At 39.2% G+C, this 19,226-nt stretch carries 19 protein-coding genes and 1 pseudogene; 14 read left to right on the plus strand and 6 right to left on the minus strand.

The annotated features are described in order from the left end of the window. The first annotated feature begins 13 nt into the window (after positions 1 to 13). Positions 14 to 244 carry a hypothetical protein gene (locus JOC76_RS02615; protein ID WP_205175865.1) on the plus strand — a complete coding sequence of 77 codons (231 nt, stop codon included), beginning with the start codon at positions 14 to 16 and terminating at the stop codon, positions 242 to 244. Between the two features lie 236 nt (positions 245 to 480). On the opposite strand, the gene JOC76_RS02620 is transcribed toward JOC76_RS02615, so the two are convergent. After that, positions 481 to 1,692: a 4-hydroxybenzoate 3-monooxygenase gene (locus JOC76_RS02620; protein WP_205175866.1), complete on the minus strand. Its 1,212-nt coding sequence runs from the start codon at positions 1,690 to 1,692 to the stop codon at positions 481 to 483. A 118-nt stretch (positions 1,693 to 1,810) separates the two neighbouring features. On the opposite strand from JOC76_RS02620, the gene JOC76_RS02625 reads away from it, so the two are divergent. The 4 genes from JOC76_RS02625 (at position 1,811) to JOC76_RS02640 (ending at position 4,177) form a co-directional block, all read left to right on the plus strand. Further along, positions 1,811 to 2,611, plus strand: coding sequence for an IclR family transcriptional regulator (locus JOC76_RS02625; protein ID WP_307784679.1), 801 nt, complete (start codon positions 1,811 to 1,813; stop codon positions 2,609 to 2,611). Between the two features lie 11 nt (positions 2,612 to 2,622). Beyond that, entirely contained in the window at positions 2,623 to 3,378 is a 756-nt protein-coding gene (locus JOC76_RS02630; protein WP_239557506.1) for an IclR family transcriptional regulator, read from the plus strand. A gap of 122 nt (positions 3,379 to 3,500) precedes the next feature. Beyond that, entirely contained in the window at positions 3,501 to 3,716 is a 216-nt protein-coding gene (locus JOC76_RS02635; protein WP_205175868.1) for a DUF6366 family protein, read from the plus strand. A 41-nt stretch (positions 3,717 to 3,757) separates the two neighbouring features. Beyond that, positions 3,758 to 4,177 (plus strand): SPFH domain-containing protein, encoded by a 420-nt coding sequence (locus JOC76_RS02640; RefSeq protein WP_205175869.1) that lies wholly within the window; start codon positions 3,758 to 3,760, stop codon positions 4,175 to 4,177. 134 nt (positions 4,178 to 4,311) lie between these two features. Here JOC76_RS02640 and JOC76_RS02645 read toward each other — a convergent pair whose 3' ends face one another. Then, entirely contained in the window at positions 4,312 to 5,388 is a 1,077-nt protein-coding gene (locus JOC76_RS02645) for a GIY-YIG nuclease family protein (protein ID WP_205175871.1), read from the minus strand. Positions 5,389 to 5,442: 54 nt separating this feature from the next. Then, entirely contained in the window at positions 5,443 to 5,808 is a 366-nt protein-coding gene (locus JOC76_RS02650) for a DoxX family protein (RefSeq protein ID WP_205175872.1), read from the minus strand. Positions 5,809 to 6,182: 374 nt separating this feature from the next. Here JOC76_RS02650 and JOC76_RS02655 point away from each other — a divergent pair, with 374 nt between their 5' ends. Both JOC76_RS02655 and JOC76_RS02660 read left to right on the plus strand, forming a co-directional pair. Next, complete coding sequence (locus tag JOC76_RS02655; protein ID WP_205175873.1) at positions 6,183 to 7,334, plus strand: cation:proton antiporter; 1,152 nt, start codon at positions 6,183 to 6,185, stop codon at positions 7,332 to 7,334. 146 nt (positions 7,335 to 7,480) lie between these two features. Then, entirely contained in the window at positions 7,481 to 8,926 is a 1,446-nt protein-coding gene (locus tag JOC76_RS02660; protein ID WP_205175874.1) for a DEAD/DEAH box helicase, read from the plus strand. A gap of 79 nt (positions 8,927 to 9,005) precedes the next feature. On the opposite strand, the gene JOC76_RS02665 is transcribed toward JOC76_RS02660, so the two are convergent. From JOC76_RS02665 to JOC76_RS02675, 3 genes are read right to left on the minus strand one after another with little or no spacing between them, the layout of a single operon-like run. Beyond that, positions 9,006 to 10,115: a Ger(x)C family spore germination protein gene (locus JOC76_RS02665; RefSeq protein WP_205175875.1), complete on the minus strand. Its 1,110-nt coding sequence runs from the start codon at positions 10,113 to 10,115 to the stop codon at positions 9,006 to 9,008. Then, positions 10,112 to 11,212 carry a GerAB/ArcD/ProY family transporter gene (locus tag JOC76_RS02670; protein ID WP_205175876.1) on the minus strand — a complete coding sequence of 367 codons (1,101 nt, stop codon included), beginning with the start codon at positions 11,210 to 11,212 and terminating at the stop codon, positions 10,112 to 10,114. Before JOC76_RS02670 ends, JOC76_RS02665 begins: the two co-directional genes overlap by 4 nt. Continuing rightward, positions 11,193 to 12,737, minus strand: coding sequence for a spore germination protein (locus JOC76_RS02675; protein ID WP_205175877.1), 1,545 nt, complete (start codon positions 12,735 to 12,737; stop codon positions 11,193 to 11,195). Before JOC76_RS02675 ends, JOC76_RS02670 begins: the two co-directional genes overlap by 20 nt. Before the next feature lie 371 nt (positions 12,738 to 13,108). Between JOC76_RS02675 and JOC76_RS29770 the strand changes: the two are divergent. The 7 genes and pseudogenes from JOC76_RS29770 to JOC76_RS02710 all read left to right on the plus strand — a co-directional run. Next, a pseudogene (locus tag JOC76_RS29770) lies at positions 13,109 to 13,266 on the plus strand (pyridoxal 5'-phosphate synthase lyase subunit PdxS); the annotation flags it as partial. Positions 13,267 to 13,509: 243 nt separating this feature from the next. After that, positions 13,510 to 13,839 carry a DUF3870 domain-containing protein gene (locus JOC76_RS02685; protein WP_205175878.1) on the plus strand — a complete coding sequence of 110 codons (330 nt, stop codon included), beginning with the start codon at positions 13,510 to 13,512 and terminating at the stop codon, positions 13,837 to 13,839. 186 nt (positions 13,840 to 14,025) lie between these two features. Then, on the plus strand, positions 14,026 to 14,682 hold the full coding sequence (locus JOC76_RS02690) for a CoA transferase subunit A (protein ID WP_205175879.1): 657 nt from the start codon (positions 14,026 to 14,028) through the stop codon (positions 14,680 to 14,682). Position 14,683: 1 nt separating this feature from the next. After that, positions 14,684 to 15,346 carry a 3-oxoacid CoA-transferase subunit B gene (locus JOC76_RS02695; RefSeq protein WP_205175881.1) on the plus strand — a complete coding sequence of 221 codons (663 nt, stop codon included), beginning with the start codon at positions 14,684 to 14,686 and terminating at the stop codon, positions 15,344 to 15,346. Next, a complete protein-coding gene (locus JOC76_RS02700; RefSeq protein ID WP_205175883.1) occupies positions 15,346 to 16,536 on the plus strand; it encodes a thiolase family protein in 1,191 nt (396 codons plus the stop codon). The genes JOC76_RS02695 and JOC76_RS02700 overlap by 1 nt, the downstream gene beginning before the upstream one ends. Further along, positions 16,524 to 17,909, plus strand: a complete 1,386-nt coding sequence (locus JOC76_RS02705; RefSeq protein ID WP_205175885.1) for an aminotransferase family protein — start codon at positions 16,524 to 16,526, stop codon at positions 17,907 to 17,909. The genes JOC76_RS02700 and JOC76_RS02705 overlap by 13 nt, the downstream gene beginning before the upstream one ends. After that, positions 17,893 to 19,188, plus strand: coding sequence for an aspartate aminotransferase family protein (locus JOC76_RS02710; RefSeq protein WP_205175886.1), 1,296 nt, complete (start codon positions 17,893 to 17,895; stop codon positions 19,186 to 19,188). Before JOC76_RS02705 ends, JOC76_RS02710 begins: the two co-directional genes overlap by 17 nt. Positions 19,189 to 19,226: the final 38 nt, after the last annotated feature.

The following is a 19,226-nucleotide window of genomic DNA, read 5'->3' on the forward strand; positions in this document are numbered from 1 at the left end:
GGGTGTAAGTTCAATGGAATGGAGCAAAGTTTCAGGGTTACTAGCTGTAATTTGTTTCCTCGGAACAATTGGACAATTATTACGTTTAAGGATTGAAGTAAAAAAGGTTGACAAGAACCAAGAACTGACCCGAGAATTAGCAAAGAAATGGAACAAACGCCTTAATTGGATCATTATTTTTGGCGGTTTGGGAGCAATATTTAGTGTATTAGCTGAAATTTTAAAGGGATCGGCTGATTTTTAGATGAGATTGGCTCATTATTGGATAGGATTGGACTATTTTTACACATTATTGGCTCATTTTTAAGCAATATTGTCTTTTTTACCAACATTATCCAAAATACCTCGAAGAACATCCTTAACATATAAGCTTATTTGAGTTATTTCTTATTTTTTTTCACGAATGTTAAAAGGAATTTGACCATTTAAGTCAAATTCCTGTTTTTTAATTGGTAGGATTGCATTGAAAAGTGCAATTTTCTATTTTAATAAAGTCTTCAGGTCTCCAGCTTTCTCCCATTGGATTGGCAGTCCGACATAATTTTCAGCAATCATTTTTAACCCTGCTTCAGATGAAGTAAAGTAATCGAGCTCTGCTAGCTGGACCCCACGCTCGAAGGAATCAAGGTGCGGGTTCATATGAAGAAGTTTTGTCATGAAATAGGAGAACCGCTCTGCGCCCCAAACACGACGAAGACATATTTCCGAATAACGATCCAAAATATCCGTAATGCCTTGTTCATAAAACTCCATAATTCCACAAGCCATGACTTTTACATCGGTGGCAGCCAGATTAAGTCCTTTGGCACCAGTAGGCGGAACAGTATGTGCTGCATCACCCGCAATAAAGAGGCGGCCATATTGCATCGTCTCACAAACAAAACTGCGCATTTGAAAAATTCCTTTTGAGTTAATCGGTCCATCTGGAACCTGCCAGCCATCATTTGTTTTGGTCCGTGCCGTTAATTCCGACCAAATTCGATCATCAGACCAGTTGGCAATACCATCAAATGGGTCTACTTGAAGATAGTGACGCTGCAGGATAGGCGTCCGAGTGCTAAGCAGGGCAAAGCCTTGATCATGATTTGCATAAATTAATTCATCTGCAGCAGGTGCGGAATCGGAGAGAATCCCTAACCAGCCAAATTGATAAAAGTGTACATGTTCTTTTCGGTTTTGCTCAGGAATTGCGTGGCGGCTTGGTCCATGATAGCCATCACAGCCTGCGATAAAATCACAAACCAATTCCTCGTCCAATCCGTTTTTACGGTAGCGGATTTTTGGCTGTTTGCTATCGATATCATGTAGAGTGACATCTTCCACATCAAAGATGATGTCTTTGCCATTTTCATAGCGGGCATTGACCAGGTCGATAATGACCTCATGCTGAGGATAGACCACGACCTGCTTGCCGCCAGAATATTTTATTAAATCAATATGGCGTCTTTGCCCATTAAATTGAAAGTAGTTGCCATTATGAAAATGACCTTCACGATCCATCCGATCGCCGACACCTATTTCTCTTAAAATATCAATTGTTGTTTGTTCTAAGATACCGGCCTTTACGGTTCCTTCGATATTATTTCTTGATTTTCGTTCTAAAATAACAGAATCAATGCCTTGTAGATGAAGAAGTTGTGCAAGGATTAGTCCCGCAGGACCTGCTCCGATAATTCCTACTTGTGTTTTCAAATCTTTTCAGCTCCTTTAATTGAAAGCGTTTTATATTTTGGTAAATCTATAATATAATTAAAATATTCTGAATTATAGTTTCAACTTCTTTTATACGGAACAACTGAATTTTTTTGAGGTGATTATTATCATTCCAGCCAATAAAAAAACGCCTGTTTTACAATCGGTCCAACACGGACTGCAAATCCTACAACTTTTCACGATTGAAAAACCAGTATGGGGTATAACCGAAATAGCTAATGCCCTGCAAATACATAAAAGCACTGTGAGCCGACTAATCGCTGATTTATTGGTAGAGGGTTTTTTACAAAAAGAAGGACATAAATATAGTCTTGGATTTTCCCTCCTGTCGATTAGTGGCGTGATCACTTCCCACTTAGAAATCCACCGTGAATCAAAAGACATATTAAAAAAGCTAGTTTCCGATTTAGAGGAATCGGCTCATATTGCTATTTTAGAAGGAAAAGAAATAACCTATGTTCATAAAATCGAATGTGCTGATCCTGTATCACTATTATCTTCAATTGGAAAAAAGAACCCGGTTACTTGTACGAGTGCTGGTAAAGTATTATTAGCGTTCAAGCCAAACGATAAAATCGAAAGCATAATGGCGGAAGGACTTCCACGTATGGGTCCAAACAGCATAACCTCCCCCGAGCAGTTAAAAGGTCAATTAAGCCAAATAAAACAACAGGGGTTTTCAATCTGTATTGATGAAATGCATGAGAATGTGGTGAGCATCGCTGCTCCAGTAAGGGACTACACGAGTGAGGTCGTAGCGGCGGTAAGCGTTGTCGGAACAAGGGAGCGAATTCATCATACTAAAATAAATGGTTTTACAGAAAGGATCATCGGGGCGGCCAATGAAATATCGATGAAATTGGGCTTTATTCCAGACAAGGAGTGGACCCTAGATTGAGATATCCTGCAATGAATAGTTATCAGTATTCGTCCCTTAGAAATGCTCTTCGTCTGTTTAATCTATTTTCTATTGAGGAACCGGAATTACAATTAGAAGAGATTGCTAGTCGATTAGAAATTGGGCAAAGTACGGCCTTTCGGTTGGTTCATACATTAATGGTCGAAGGATTCATTGTCAGAGATTCATCTGCTAAATCCTACCGCCTGGCGGCATCGGTTTTGGCTTTGGGCCATACCCTCATAAAAAAGGAACAAATTTGTCATTTGTCGATGGATATTATTGAAAAGCTAGCAGAAAAGACAGGTGAAACCGCACATATTGCGATTTTCCAAGAACATCATGCATTGTATCTCCTTAAAATTGAAAGTGCGAATCCCGTTGATTTATTGTCGCATGCGGGGAGGAAAAATCCGCTCCATTGCACGAGTACAGGACAAGTTTTGTTAGCTTATCAAGAACATGCGATAATTGAGCAGGTGTTGGAGAGGGGATTAGCATCCTATACAGCGAAAACGATAACTGATCCAAGGAGGTTAAAGGATTTACTGGATACAATCCGAATAAAAGGATTTGCAGTGAGCAGGGAAGAACTACATAAAGGGGTTGTTTCAATAGCTGCTCCAGTTATTATGAGCAGGAGCAAAGTCAAAGCATCTGTTAGTATCGCAGGTCCTGCCAGTAGAATCAACGAGCGTACGATTCCCAAATTGATAAAACAAGTGCAGCAAGCTGCCGATGAAGTGACTAGGGAATTACAGAGGTAAAGGCCAAAATGCTACTTTATTAAACTACCAAAGTATGTAAAAATATCCTATTATAGTCATAAATATAATAATATTCAAACAGGAAATAAACGATTAAAAATACAGAATTAGGAGGAGCTGAAATGAGCAGAGACAAAGAAACTCCTGAAAGAGCTAGAGAGAGACTTAGACAAGAGGAATTAAGAAGAAATCCAATGGGAAATATGAATGATGCATTTAATAGGGCTGGAAGTGGAAATCTTGCTGATTTAGCAGGTAGTCTAGGGTGGAAAGGTATTGGCGTTATCATACTGGTAATCATCATTGGTTTTGTTGTTGCATCAATATTTTCTAAGTAATTAGAACTCTTCTTCTTACAACTAAAAATTAGGAATACGTTTTGAAGATTTCCATGACCATTCTGTTCAAATTAAGGGAAGTCATTTCCACCTTAGAAATAGATGAGATTTTGATCAATCGAAAAAATTTATCTGATCGAGTAAAAAATTTATTATTGGAAGACCAATCTTTAACCGGATTGTCGATTCATTCTGTTGATTTAAAAGATATCATGCTATCTGCTGAAATGAAAAAGGTATTTACAGATGCCATTAAAGTCAGAAAAGAAGCTCTTAACTCCTTAGAAAAAGCTAGAGGAGAAATGGCGACTTTAAGAAGCCTTGCAAATGCAGCTAAAATGATGGAGAAAAATCCGGAATTGGTAAAACTTAGACTCATTCAAACGATCGAATCTTCACAAGGAAACACGTTCATCCTTGACACAAATTATCAAGTTAAGGAAGTATCTGGGGAGAAATAAGCAAAATTTTTCATAACAAAATTAAAACTGAAGATTCTGTTAGAATCTTTCAGTTTTTTTATTTACCGTGAGATAATTATCACCATTTGCAAAGAAAAAAGATCATGATACTTCACGATCTTTTTGATTCTTTTCTAATAAATATTTACTTTTTCTTTTAGCAATCCTTCAAGAACATCATCTATAATTGATTCATCCCCCGTCTCAAGCATTTCATCCTCTATAATACGATAATGGCAATTGCCACTCTTCAAATAACTATAGATAATTTGCGCCTCATCAAGTTCCTCTTTACTGACTACAATTCGAGTGTTGAGAGGACCTTGTTTTAAATAAGTTAATAGATTACTTTTAATGGTCCCAAGTTCTTGTCCGTTATTTATTTTTTCTCGATATAAAAGTTTGTTCCCCTTAATCAGAAAAAGTTTAAACGTATATTCATTTATGGATTCAACGACGATAATATTTTGATTTTCTTCGGTAAACTCGATGACCTGCTCTTTATAAAGAAAGGCATTTATCGAATCAAGGATGTTCCGATACTTTGCCGCCACTTCAAACTGAAATTGTTCTGATGCAGCTGTCATTTTCTGTTTGATTTCCTCAAGTATTTCTGTGTCCGTCCCATTCAGCAACGCAAGAATCTTGTTCAAGATTCGATTGTATTCTTCTAGTGCGGAACCACCCAGACACATTCCGATACATAATCCTAAAGAATAATTTAAACACGGACCATTTTTCATGGATGGGTTGCGGCAGCTTATTTTAAAAGCTTCCTTTATTCCATTGATGGCTTTTTCAACAGTGTACTTGTTAAAATAAGGTCCAAAATAGAGGTTTCCGTCATTCTCCACAAACGAGTGGGACATTTCCAAAAAACGCTTGCCTTCAGTCGTTTTTACCACGAGATAAGCGTAGCGTTGAGGACTTTTCATTTTTTTATTAAAATGAGGCTTTAATTCCTTAATTAATTTACATTCGAGCAAAAAGGCTTCGAATTCCGTGTCAGTTAAAAGATAATCAAAATCGGTAAGGTTAGAAACCATCTTTATTATTTTTTGCGGATGGGCTTTGGAATGTTGAAAATAGGACTGGACCCGCTTCTTTAAACTTTTGGCTTTTCCAACATAAATCACATGCCCATAAGAGTCCTTCATTAGATAAACGCCTGGAGTTAACGGTAGAGACTTTACTTTTTCTTTTACATTCATACGTGTTCACTCACCAAATCATAGTCGATAGGATTATTTTAGCACAGGTAAGGATTACCTAGGAGAGTGCTGATATAAATAAACAAGTAAAATGAACATCACAATGTCCAATCGTGATTGAAAAGCGAATGAGAGGAAGCCAGTGTGCAGTAAGGGGACCTTTGTTAAAAGGATGGCGACAAACATGATGCCAATTAAAGGGATTACGGCATTTTTAACAGATTTATTGATTAATATTAATACTCCGCAACCCATTTCTAGGAAAATGACTAGCTTTAACATTAGTTGAGGATAGGGTAGTCCTAAATGAAGAAAATGATTCGCCATTTCGCTATTCAAGAATTTCATAAGGGCAGAGGTAATAAACACATAGGCTACCGCATATCTAATTAGCTTGTTTGCAGAGAAATAAATTTTCATGAAAAATCCCCCTTTTTACATCTTTATGCATGAAAGGAGACAGACCATTACAAAAAAGGAGCAGAGTATTCATAATCTATGCTCATGTCCAAATGACATCACAGCACCATCTAGGCAGATAAGTAGTGCATGATTATGAAAGGCAAAATTATCATCGTAGTAAGAGGCAAATCCTTACAACTTATTAAGCTTTATTTAAGTAAGTAAAATGTAACGCCCTTTTATCCCAGAAATATGTTATAATATGAAAAATAGAATACAGAGTGTACTTGGAGGAGCCTGTCACCAAGGGATTATTATGTCCTTTGGTAACAGGCTCTTTTTGTATTTTTATTATTTATAACAAACGATAATAACGAAAGGTGGTAATGGAAGTGTTAATTCTACAATTAGCGATTATATTAATTGCATCCAAAATAGCTGGCAGCATCAGTGTGAGGTTAGGGCAGCCCTCCGTTCTTGGCAAACTCCTAATTGGGATTGTGCTCGGTCCATCCGTATTAGGGTTAGTAACTGAGACCGAAACATTAACGGAATTCAGTCAAATAGGTGTTATTTTATTAATGTTTATGGCGGGATTGGAAACAGATCTAGATGAGTTTAAACGAACTGGCAAAGCCTCCACTTATGTAGGCTTTGGGGGGATTATTGCCCCACTTGTTTTAGGTTATTTTGCTGGAATTATTTTAAATTTAACGACGATGGAAGCTTGGTTTCTAGGGCTCTTGCTTTCTGCAACAAGCGTAAGTATATCCGTTCAAGCACTGAAAGAGATGAATCGATTAAAAACACCTGAAGGAGCGACAATCTTAGGAGCTGCTGTAATCGATGATGTTGTGGTCATCATTGCGTTGGCCTTCTTAATGAGTTTTGCAGGAGGGGATGTTAACTTAACGGCTGTTATTTTAAAAAAGGTTGTATTCTTTGTAGGTGCCATTTTTGTTGGCTGGAAGGTCGTTCCTTGGTTTTTGCAAAAGTTCTCAACGTTAAAAGTAACAGAAACAGTAATTTCGTCTGCGCTTATTATTTGTTTTGTCTATGCTTACTTAGCGGAATATACAGGCGTTGCAGCAATAATTGGTGCTTATATTGCTGGTGTCGCCATTAGTTTAACGAATTTCAAACATGAAGTTTTTGAGAAAGTTGAAACAATAAGTTATTCCATCTTCGTTCCTGTATTTTTTACCTCGATTGGAATCACAGCACACTTTAAAGGAATTACTGAAAATATAGGTCTGATTATTATCCTTAGCATCTTAGCGATTTCAACAAAGTTAATAGGTACCGCCGTTGGAGCTAAAGCGGCTGGATTTGGCTGGAATAGCTCATTAGGGATTGGTTCGGCGATGGTTTCCCGTGGTGAAGTAGCATTAATTATTGCTGCTATTGGGTTAGATTCAAACCTTTTAAGTCAAAACATGTTCGCTGTGATCGTTATAGTTGTACTTGTTACAACTATTGTTACTCCTCCAATGATGAAACGATTTTTTAAAGCAAATACAGAAAAGGAAACACGCACAGCTTAACAATTAAAACCTTATATATTGAAGTTAGACGTTTATGCACACGAAAGTTTCAAGTATAATGAACCATATTCAGATTATGCATATGAATTTCTTTGAGAGAAATCCTATAGATAAGCCGGATAAATACAAATAAACGAGGTAAATACATGAGTGAAACAAGTTTTGCGGGTTATGATTTAAGCGATGAAATAAGAAGATCATTAGAGGTATTAAAATACGAAGCTCCGACAGAGGTTCAGAGTAAAGTTATTCCATTAGCATTGGCAAATCAAGATCTTGTGGTAAAATCTCAAACAGGCAGCGGCAAGACTGCGTCCTTTGGAATTCCTATTTGCGAAATGATTGAGTGGGAAGAAAAATTGCCACAGGCCTTAATCCTTACACCAACCAGAGAGCTGGCTGTTCAAGTTCGCGAAGACATTACGAATATTGGAAGGTTTAAACGAATTAAAGCAATGGCCGTTTACGGAAAAGAACCTTTTACGAAACAAAAAGAAGAATTGAAACAAAAAACTCATGTAGTTGTTGGTACCCCAGGACGTGTTATCGATCATATTGAAAGAGAAACCCTGGTTTTAGATAAAATAAAGTATCTCATTATAGATGAAGCTGATGAAATGCTGAATATGGGTTTTATCGATGAAGTAGAAGCAATTATAAATGAACTACCTTTAAACAGAGTAACAATGGTATTTTCGGCAACATTACCTAAAGATGTTGAAAATCTCTGCTTTAAGTATATGGAAAATCCAATTAATGTCGAGATTGAAGCTGCCGGGATCACGACGGATACAATAGAACATCGTCTAATCGAAGTGAAGGAAGAGGAAAAAATTTCACTTCTGAAAGACGTTACCGTCATTGAAAATCCAGACAGCTGCCTTATTTTTTGCCGAACAAAAGAACACGTCGATACTGTCTATACCGAATTGGAAGAATCCAATTATTCTTGTGAAAGACTCCATGGCGGACTAGAACAACAAGATCGGTTTGCTGTAATGGATGGTTTCAAAATGGGGAATTTCCGATATTTAGTTGCCACTGACGTAGCTGCACGAGGAATTGATATTGATAATGTGACCCTTGTAATCAATTATGATGTTCCAATGGAAAAAGAGAGCTATGTCCACCGAACAGGCCGAACCGGTCGCGCAGGTAATGAAGGAAAAGCGATTACGTTTGCGACCCCGTATGAAGGGAAATTCGTAAAAGCAATTGAACGTTATATTGGTTTTGAAATTCCAATAATGGATGCACCCAAGCCACATGAAGTTGCTGGTAAGAAGGCTGCATTCGAAGAAAAAATCAGCGGCCGGCGAGTCGTAAGAAATAATAAAACCGCAAGAATTAACCAAGATATTATGAAACTATATTTTAGCGGTGGAAAAAAGAAGAAGCTTCGAGCAGTAGATTTTGTTGGAACAATTGCGAAAATTCCTGGGGTAACTGCAGATGATATTGGGATTATTACGATTCAAGATCAGATGTCCTATGTGGATATTCTGAATGGAAAAGGTTCGCTCGTTTTACAAGCTATGGAGAATACAACCATAAAAGGAAAGAAGTTAAAAGTAAGTAAAGCCCTTAAATAATTAAACCCAACAAGGACGATATGGCACACATAATCGTCCTTTAAGTTATTTTTAGTACTCATAGTTGTTTACTTCATCATTACAAGACAATACCTTGTTTGATGATTTCAACCTTTACATTGGTATAAAATGTTACATTTTTAAAATAATCCTTCTTATCTAGCATTTCCCAAGTGTTGGGGTGAAACGCGATTAGTCTCCTCCCAATACCAAATGCATCACAATTAGCCTTCTGTAATTTCGTAATAACCTGTTTCGCTTCTTTTGTAAGCTCCTTTGTTAATACCTTATTTAACCGTTCTATATCCTTAGGAACATTTCCTTTTGGATATTCATCCACATTTACCTTTAAATGTAATTTGAGTTGAACAGAAACCTCTCCATTTTTTACATGAACTTTTAATTTTCTTTTCAGATTGTTGACATTAAATGAAATATAATTTTTTAATTTCTGCTTTTCTTTTTTATTTACTTGTTTTGTAAATCGTGCGTATTTTCCTTTTTTGTTATTCAATAAAAGGAGGAGGCATGATTCTTGTGGAGATAATTTTCCCGAATATTTTGTTTCGTTCATTAGAGCGAGGCCGACCACTACTGCACTTTTCTTATTATTCATTTTAAGATAAGGGAGGACAATATCCTCTCCCGGATCAAGCATTTCTGAGGCTACTATCTGGATGGTTTGATCTGGAATAATTGAGTTTTCTTCTGCGCTAGTAAGAGCGTCTTGTATATATTCGCTCACGTTTGGCTCATGTTTTGGATTAATTTCAAGCAGATTCACCGCTTCTCCATCCACTACACCTAGTGTTGCACTCAGTGAATTTCGGGGATCTCTCCAAACGACATCTAATGGTGGATAAATACCTTCAGCCGCCATCCGCTCGCCAAAAAAAATCAGTTTATTTTTAGATGAATCTAATATTCCAGATATCTCTCGATCGATTTTAAGTCGGCAATCCCTTGGTGTATGACCTTTTGCAGAAAGTGTTTCACTTTTTACTCGGGCTTGCGGTCCCGCGGAGGACTCATCGATTATGGGAATGGAAACCCCTAATAACATTTCGTCGTTATCTGCTAAATCATAACTTAATATCTGTACCAATACTGCATTTTTCATCAGGTGTTGGTCCCAACATCCAGTAAGTAATACACATAGAAGTAAAATGATAGGCTTTTTGCTTTTCATGGTTTACTCACCCCTTCTTTTTTCGACAGAACCCAAGAGAGAATAAGTAGAAGTAAAGGGATGATGCCGATAAAAATATAGTGCGTCGGCCCAAGAAAGTGATTAAAATTTTCAAAGTCTCTTCCTTGATCAGGAAGAAGAGCTAAGATTAAATAAACACCTGCAACAATAGGCAGAAAGCGGGTATAATGTTTTTTTCTAAAAAGGCTGGACAGCCCCATTGCAGATAATAATAACCAGTTGGCGATCGAAGTGGCAACGATGACAAGCCAGAGTGATAAGAAAAATAAATCCGTCCTTTCAATAACCTGAAAGGAATAAGCTTTTATCATATATAATAATGGCTCTGGAGTCAGCCCGATATCTAAATTGGGCTCGAAATAGACAAGTGCTGCGAACACCAAAAAGGTATAAAAGCAGGTGACAAAAATGTTCGCAGTTGTGATGGCAATCAGCTTCTCTTTTTCGGAAGATTGTACATGGGGATGGATAAAAAGAAACAGTTCAAAGCCCAACATGGAGAAAGCAGCTTCTTTTGAACCTTTCAATATTGTTAAAATACTATGATCCCCGACTGGAAAGATATACAGTAAGTTCGCATCCTTCATTGCATACGCAATCAACACTAATAATACAAACAGAATGGGGGATACTAGTACATAAAATCTCGCGATACTGGTTAAACCTTCGTTGACGATGTATATGCAAGTGATAAGGATTAACACCATTGTAATCCAATTAGGGGTACGTGGTAAGATCCATTTATCCAGGATATCACTATATCTTGCTAGAACTAAGCTCCCTGTTACCATAAAATAGAGTGCGTAACAAAGAATGAGTAGCTTCCCGGCAAATTTTCCTAGTAATGTAGGCAGTAATTGGTACAAAGATAACGAAGGAAATCTTCTGCTTAGTCCCCAATAGGAAAAGATAATCCCCTGTGAGATGACACCTGATATTAAAGTGGACATCCAGCCATCCTGTTTGGCTATTAATGCAACATCATGGGGCAACGATAATATACCTACACCAATTTGGGCTTGGATAATCATAAAGATAAGCTGTTTGTTTGTAATTCTATTCTTGTTTTGTTTCATTACGTTCCCAGCCTCTTGCGACAGATTGCTTTTTCAGGGTGTTCGGTTTTGAATCAAGTGGACGTGTATTAAATTTCCATAAGGGCAAACGGATAACCGTATCCTTAATGTCTTTTAATCGAAAGGGTGCCCAAGGTGCAAAGTAGGCCGTGCCAAATGATTCTAACCTGCATAAATGAGCTAAAGTAAACATAAACCCAAAGATAATCCCAACGAATCCAAAGGTTGACGCCAAAATCATATGGGGAAATCGCAAAAATCTTACGGCATCACTCATTTCTGTGGTCGGGATGCTGTAGGCCGCAATGGCCGTAATCGCCACAACCACAATCATAGTATTCGAAATGAGGCCTGCACGGACAACGGCATCACCAATAACTAGACCTCCGACAATACCGATGGTTTGGCCAATCCTTGATGGTAGGCGTACCCCCGCTTCACGAATCAGTTCAATGGTCAGCTCCATGACGAGTGCTTCAATTAACGGAGGAAAAGGTATATTTTTAATTGAACTTACAACAGGGAGTACTAAATCATCCGGCAGTACTTCAAAATGAAAACCAATTATCGCAATATAAATAGCAGGTAAATTAATCGCAATTAAAATGCTCACGAGCCTCATGGTACGGATAAAGGTCCCAATCATCCAGCGCGAATTATAATCATCAGGTGAATGGAAAAATGCAAAAAAAGTGACGGGAATAATTAAACAAGAAGGATAACCTTCCATTAACACCGCTACTCTTCCTTCATTTAGATGACTTACTACACGATCTACTCTCTCTGTGCTTAAAATCTGAGGAAAGGGTGACCAAGTGGAATCTTCTATCAATTCCTGAAGAGCTCCAGTACCTGGGAGATGATCCATTGAAATGTGATGGACCCTCCGTTTGAATTCGCTGACCATTTCATCATTGGCAAGATCCTTTAAATAAACCATGGCTATTTTGGATTGAATCTGGTCTCCCAATGTTATATGTTCCATGGTAAGGTTTGCAGTTCTACATGATTTCCTTATTAAATGAAGATTAATTGAAAGATTTTCGATAAAACCTTCATGAGATCCCTGAATGACTTGTTCATTACTAGGCTCAATAATGCTCCTGTCTTTTGAGAGGCCAAGTTCTATCATGTAGAATTCTTTGACACCATCAAAGAACATTATACAGAACCCATTTAACAGTTCTTCTTGAGCGTTAAATAAGTTATCTGATTTAAGAAAGTTAGAATAAAGGATATTTTGGAACTGGTCATTCTCTACTTCCATCATCGGTTTTACAATTTCCCTTTGAATCTTATCTTTATCTGCCATCGTATCTAAGTAAATCAAAATTCTCCGATTATTTGTTATATTTACTTCCTTAATTATTAAATCTGCTGATTCAGAAAATATATCTTTAAAAAAGGAGATATTTTCATCGATTGAATGGAAGACCTCTTTAAACGATATAGACTCCTTATTGGACTCAACAGGTTGGGTATCCCTTTTCATGAACTTTGTTAAAGCAAGGTAAATGGATTTCATTTTTTTACTCCATTTTCAAAATGTTTCCATTATCATCCCCAAATTATGGTATAACTATGTATTTGGTTGTTCTCATTAAAAAATAATAAAAGGTGCTTCAGAAAATCCGCCTCAGATTGTCGAGAAAATGTATTTTTCTCGCAATATTTCATCTCAACTCAGTTTTAAAAAATCTTTTATTGGATCAAAGATTTTTTGTGAAATTTTTTGCAGTAAAGGGCAAAAAAAATCAAGAAAAGTGCCATGGAATTTTGCATATTGTTTTCGTAATAATTATAAATTGAGGATTTCAATATTGGCACATTAATTGCAAGGTTATAAGTGAAAAGAGATTTTGGGTAAATCTGTTAAAATTACCATTTTGGAGAGGAGTGAAAGAGAGAGAAGTTTTAACACCGACTGATGAAGAATACCATCAAAATAAAAAAGTTTACACTGTTCCGTTTGTTTGTGGTTGCTGTGATCTAGAGAAGCAGCTCGCCGTAGTGGTGAAGGTGCATCCATGCTTTGTACAAAAGGAGAGCCGGGGGCGCGTATGCAGGAAGGTGGTTGGTAAAAAATTTTTAATCTTTGTGGAAGGTTTTTTTCAAATAAGAGATAATGATTTATATATTATTATAGATTTTAATATTTGTTGTAAGTCGTTCCTAGATGTTGAAAGCGCTTTAATATATTTAAAAATTTAGAATATTATTATTGACATAGTTTTTTCTGACACGTATACTCGTGTTAGTAATATGGTCAGTTGGTTTTTGAAAGGAGGATTAGGGGCATGCAAACACTGGAAACAGTGATTGTTACAGGATATGCAAAGGCTCCACAGGGAACTTCCATGTATGAAATGTATAAGCATGCGGGAATTGTACTCGAAGTGGAACTGAAAGAGCATAAAATTATCGGCGCCGAATTTACATTCGTAACAGAACTAACGAAAAATTATTTTCAAAAACTACTGATTGGTTACTGTCTTCAAGACGGTGTTGAGCCGCTGATAGAACGAATTCAAAGCTTTTATTTTGCTCCATCCCAGCAAGCGATCATTGTGGCCCTTCAGGCGGCAGTTCAACGTTACTGGGATAACATAAAGCAAAAGAATAAATAACGTTTGGTTATAATAAAGTGGGAAGATGACCTCTTACCATGGTCTTATTAAAACCGGGCAAACATGAACACTTTGTAAGGAATGTTCTTTAGAACTCATTCTTTATGGAGGATTTATGTTTTGTCCGGTTTTTTATTTTTCCAAACCGTTAAAACACACAATTAACCAAGAGGAGGACGGAAAAGGATGAGCAAGCTGATTACATGCGCTGAAGCTGTAAAAATGGTTAAAAGCGGCTCGCGGATTATGGTAGGAGGATTTGGACTTGTAGGATGTCCGCTCAGTTTAATCGACGCTTTAGCTCAGGAAGACGTGAAAGACTTAGAGATTATTAGTAATAACCTTGGAGAGCCGGGGAGAGGTCTTGGAGTCTTAGTACAACAAAAACAAGTGAAAAAGGCGATTGGTTCCTACTTTACCTCTAACCCTGAGGTCGTGAAAGCCTATCAGGATCAAGATTTGGAGGTGGAGCTTATCCCGCAGGGAACGATGTCTGAGGCTATTCGGGCGGGCGGTGCCGGAATCGGGGGGTTTTATACACCGGTCAGTGTCGGAACGAAAATCGCCGAAACCAAAGAAGTGAGAGCCCTTAATGGTAAAAAATATGTGTTCCAGGAGCCAATTAAAGCCGATTTTGCTTTCATAAAAGCGAAAAAAGCAGATCAATTAGGAAATCTCATTTACAACCAATCAGCAAGAAACTTTAATCCAATAATGGCAACAGCTGCAAATGTTGTGATTGCAGAGGTTGACGAGATGGTGGAGGCAGGGGGAATTTCTCCTGAAGAAATTGTAACCCCTCATTTATACGTAGATTATATCGTTGTAAAGGAAGGGAACTAGCATGAATCCAAAACAATACATTGCTGCAAGGGCAGCGAAGGAATTAAAGCCTGGCGATATCGTCAATTTGGGGATTGGGATTCCAACGCTGGTGTCTGATTATATTCCATCAGATGTCAAAGTGTTTTTACATTCGGAAAACGGCATTCTTGGAGTAGGCCCTTCTCCAGATCTGGAGCATACGGACCCAAATCTGGTCAATGCAGGGAAACTACCCGTTTCGGTATTAGAAGGAGCATCCTTTTTTGATAGCGCTTCCTCATTTGCGATGATTCGTGGAGGGCATGTGAGTGTCTCCATCCTTGGTGCACTGCAAATCGATGCCAATGGTCGGATCGCTAATTGGGCCGTACCAGGAAAAAATGTTCTTGGTGTTGGCGGGGCAATGGATTTATTGGAGGGTTCCAAGAAGGTGATTGTCACTACGAAGCATACAAATACCGAGGGGGGGACAAAAATCGTTAAGGAATTAACCTATCCAATAACATCGGAACGAATAGTGGATGTAATTATTACTGATTTGGCGGTATTTACTGTAAAGGCAGATGGACTTCATCTGATCGAGCTGTCCCCTGGGGTTTCCCTAAGGGAAGTGGAGCAGAAAACGGATGCACCTTTCCATATTCCTGAGTCATTCAAAAACAGCAAAGAGGTGACCGTGTAGTGGTTGTCATTGTAAATGCCTTTCGTACTGCTATCGGAAGCTTTGGAAGGTCACTGGTTAATACTCGTCCAGAAGAGCTGGTTTCCTTGATTATGAAAAATAACCTTTCCGCTTCCGGTTACGGTGCCAATATTGTCGATGAAGTCATCGTCGGGCAAACAAAGCAGAGTGCCCATGCTCCGAATATCGCAAGGGTGGCTGCACTATTGGCCCATTTTCCTGAATCGCTTCCTGCTTATACGGTCCATCGGCAGTGCGGCTCGGGAATGCAGGCGGTCATAAACGGAGCTATGTCGATTTTGGCCGGCGAGGCGAGCGTTGTGTTAGCAGGGGGAGTTGAAAGCATGTCACAAGCTCCTCATTATTTGGTTGGCAGTCGATTTGGACCAAAGATGGGAGATATCACATTATACGATTCCAATACGGAAAGTCAGCCAAAATCCCAGCCGGAGGAGATATACGGCCGTTTCACGATGGGGCAAACAGCAGAATGGCTGGCTGAAAAATATAACATTAGCCGCCAGGAACAAGACGAATTTGCTTATATAAGCCAGCAGAAAGCGAAACGCGCCATTGAAATGGGTCGTTTTGAAGAAGAAATTATTCCTGTTCCGGTAAAGGAAGGAAAAACAGGGATCAAAAATTTTGCGACAGATGAGCACCCTAGATTAACGGAAATTGAAACACTTCGAACATTAAGGCCTGTGTTTCAAATGGATGGCACGGTAACAGCCGGTAACTCATCCGGAAGAAATGATGGTGGCTCAATGCTGCTGTTGATGTCGGAAGAAAAGGCGAAACAACTCGGAGTTGTACCGATGGCAAGGATTCGTTCTTTTGCTGCAGTCGGTCTATCGCCAAAAGAAATGGGACTCGGTCCTGTGCCGGCATCCCAAATGGCATTGAAAAAGGCGGGGCTCCGTTTGGAAGATATCGATTTGATTGAATTAAATGAAGCATTCGCTGCGCAAAGTCTTGCTTGTTTACGAGAATGGGGCATAAAAGGAGATAACGTCAATGTAAATGGAGGAGCGATTGCCTTAGGGCATCCACTTGGATGCTCCGGTGCAAGGATCGTCACTACATTGTGTCATGAGCTTGATAAACAAAAGAGGCAATTTGGCCTTGCAACGATTTGTGTCGCAGGAGGATTAGGAATGGCAATGGTGGTGGAAAGATGGATGGAATAAAAAAAGACTATGTGTTTCATCGTGATTTAAAAAAGAAATATCCGATTATTACCCACGGTGCAGGCTCCTATCTCTTCGATGATGACGGGAAAAAATATTTGGATGCTTGTTCGGGGGCAGTGGCAGCAAACCTGGGCCATGGAATATCGTCCATCGGCGAGGCCATGGCGGAACAAGCAAAAAAAGCAGCTTTCGTCCATACCATGCGTTTTGAGACAAAAGCGCTCCACCAGCTGGCCGAAACAATCGGAAAAATGGCTCCGGATAATTTAAATAAAGTGTATTTTACAACCGGCGGTTCCGAAGCAAATGAAAGTGCACTGAAGCTGGCAAGGCAATATCATCGGGATGCTGGCAGACACCAAAAACATATCGTCATAGGGAGATGGCAGTCGTACCACGGTAACACGATTGGTTCTTTATCAGCAGGAGGGGACGTCAAACGGAGGCATGCCTACACTCCTAATCTTTTAAACTATGCCCATGTCTATTCTCCGTATTGCCATCGATGTCCCTATGATCGACTAAAGGATGATTGTCTTTCGAACCAAAACTGGACGTGCGTTACGGATATTGAAAGATCGATTTTAGAGCTTGGGCCAGAGAATGTGTCAGCGTTTATCGCCGAACCGATTGTCGGAAGCCAGCAAGGAGCTGTTCCTCCGCCGCTCGGGTATTTTAAGAAAGTTCGGGAGCTGTGTGACCGTTATCAAATTCTTTTAATTATCGATGAAGTGATGACTGGATTCGGTCGTACCGGCACCAACTTTGCCACAGAACAGATAGGGATCGTTCCGGATATGATTACTTTTGGTAAAGGGGTATCAGCTGGATATGCCCCGCTTGCTGGAATGATTGTTCATGATCGGGTAATCGATGGGCTCATTAAAAACAGCGACGGGAAATTCATTCATGGTTACACATATAGCGGGCATCCCGTAGCGGTTGCAGCCGGCCTAGCTGCATTGGACGTATATATGCAGGAATCGGTACTGGAAAATGTCAAAAAACAAGGTCCTTATCTTTTCAACCGGCTTTTGGAGTTGAAGCAAAAACACGCAATTATCTCTGATGTGCGCGGTAGAGGGCTTTTAATGGGTATCGAGCTTGTGAAGGATCGTAAGCAGGATCTATTGTTCGATCCAGCTGAAAAAGCAGCTGAAAGATTGAATGGAATTGCTATGGATCTCGGTGCGGTATTTTACTCCGGTTCCGGTTCGATTGATGGCACAAAGGGGGAACACCTTATCATCAGCCCTCCTTTAAATGTTACCAAAACAGAAATGGATGAGATGGTAAGAATTCTAGATGAATCATTCACTATTTTCAACCTTCAATTAAGAAAGGATGAACTCTATGAAATTACAAAATAAAACAACAGAAATCCAAGAAAAAGCAAAAAAACATTTATCACCGGTGATGACAAGGGTGACTGAGCTTGTCATTGAAAAAGCCCATGGCGCCAAATTTTGGACGATGGACGGTAAGGAATATATTGATTTCGTTTCAGGAGTCGCCGTCAACGCTGTCGGGCATACGAACAAAAAAATGGTCGAGGCGATTCAGAAGCAGGCAGAAGCCTTGATACATCTGGGATTGAATTATGGTTATTATGAAACGGCGGCAAATTTGGCAGAAAAGCTTGCTCAGATCACTCCTGGAAATTTAGACACCGTCTTTTTCTCCAATTCTGGAGCTGAAGCAATTGATGGGGCTCTTAAACTGGCAAAAGCGGCTACAGGCAGACCAGCGACTATTGCTTTTGAAGGATCGTTTCATGGCCGCACATTAGGAGCAACAGCTATAACGGCCTCTAGTTCTAAATACCGCCGTTATTATGAACCGATTTTAGGCGAAGTGTACCATGCACCATATCCGTATCCGAGCCAGTTGAAAAACATTAGAGAAGAAGAAGTTGAAGAATATTGCTTGAATCAGCTTCAGAAATTGTTTGATTTACGCGTCGACCCTTCACGAGTAGCTGCGATCATCATTGAACCGGTAATGGGGGAAGGCGGCTATTATCCAGCACCGCCAAGCTTCTTGCAGGCGTTAAGAAAGATGACAGAGGAATACGGCATTTTGCTGATATTTGATGAAGTACAAACAGGATTTGGCCGGACTGGTAAAATGTTCGCGGCCGAGCATGCGAATGTCACTCCTGATATTTTGGTACTAGCAAAAGCCCTTTCTGGCGGAATGCCTCTTGGTGCCATTGTGGCAAGCCGAGAGCTGCATGAAAAATGGCCGACGGCTGGTCACGGTTCGACATTTGGTGGAAATCCAGTTTCTTGTGCAGCGGCATTGGCAAACATTGAGGTTATTGAGGAAGAAAAGTTAGTCGAACGCAGTGCTGAACTAGGTGCGGAAATTGTGCGCAGGCTACAAAGCACGATCGGTCATTTACCAGGTATTGTTGAAGTCCGTGGAGTCGGAATGATGATCGGCATTGAATTCGATTCGCAATCTGCTCCTTACTATGTACCTAAAATTAAATCAAAGGCACTGGAAAATGGTTTGCTTATTATGAACTGCGGTGTAAGCGGTCAAACAATCCGATTAATGCTGCCGCTTAATATTGAAGAAGTTGTGCTGAACATAGGATTAACGATTTTAGAAGATGTGATCACAGAAACCATTTCAGGAAACTAATTTTCATTTCCTCGGAATACCACCAAAGGAGGTCTAGC

Source organism: Neobacillus cucumis, assembly GCF_016908975.1.
GTDB lineage: Bacteria > Bacillota > Bacilli > Bacillales > Cytobacillaceae > Neobacillus > Neobacillus cucumis.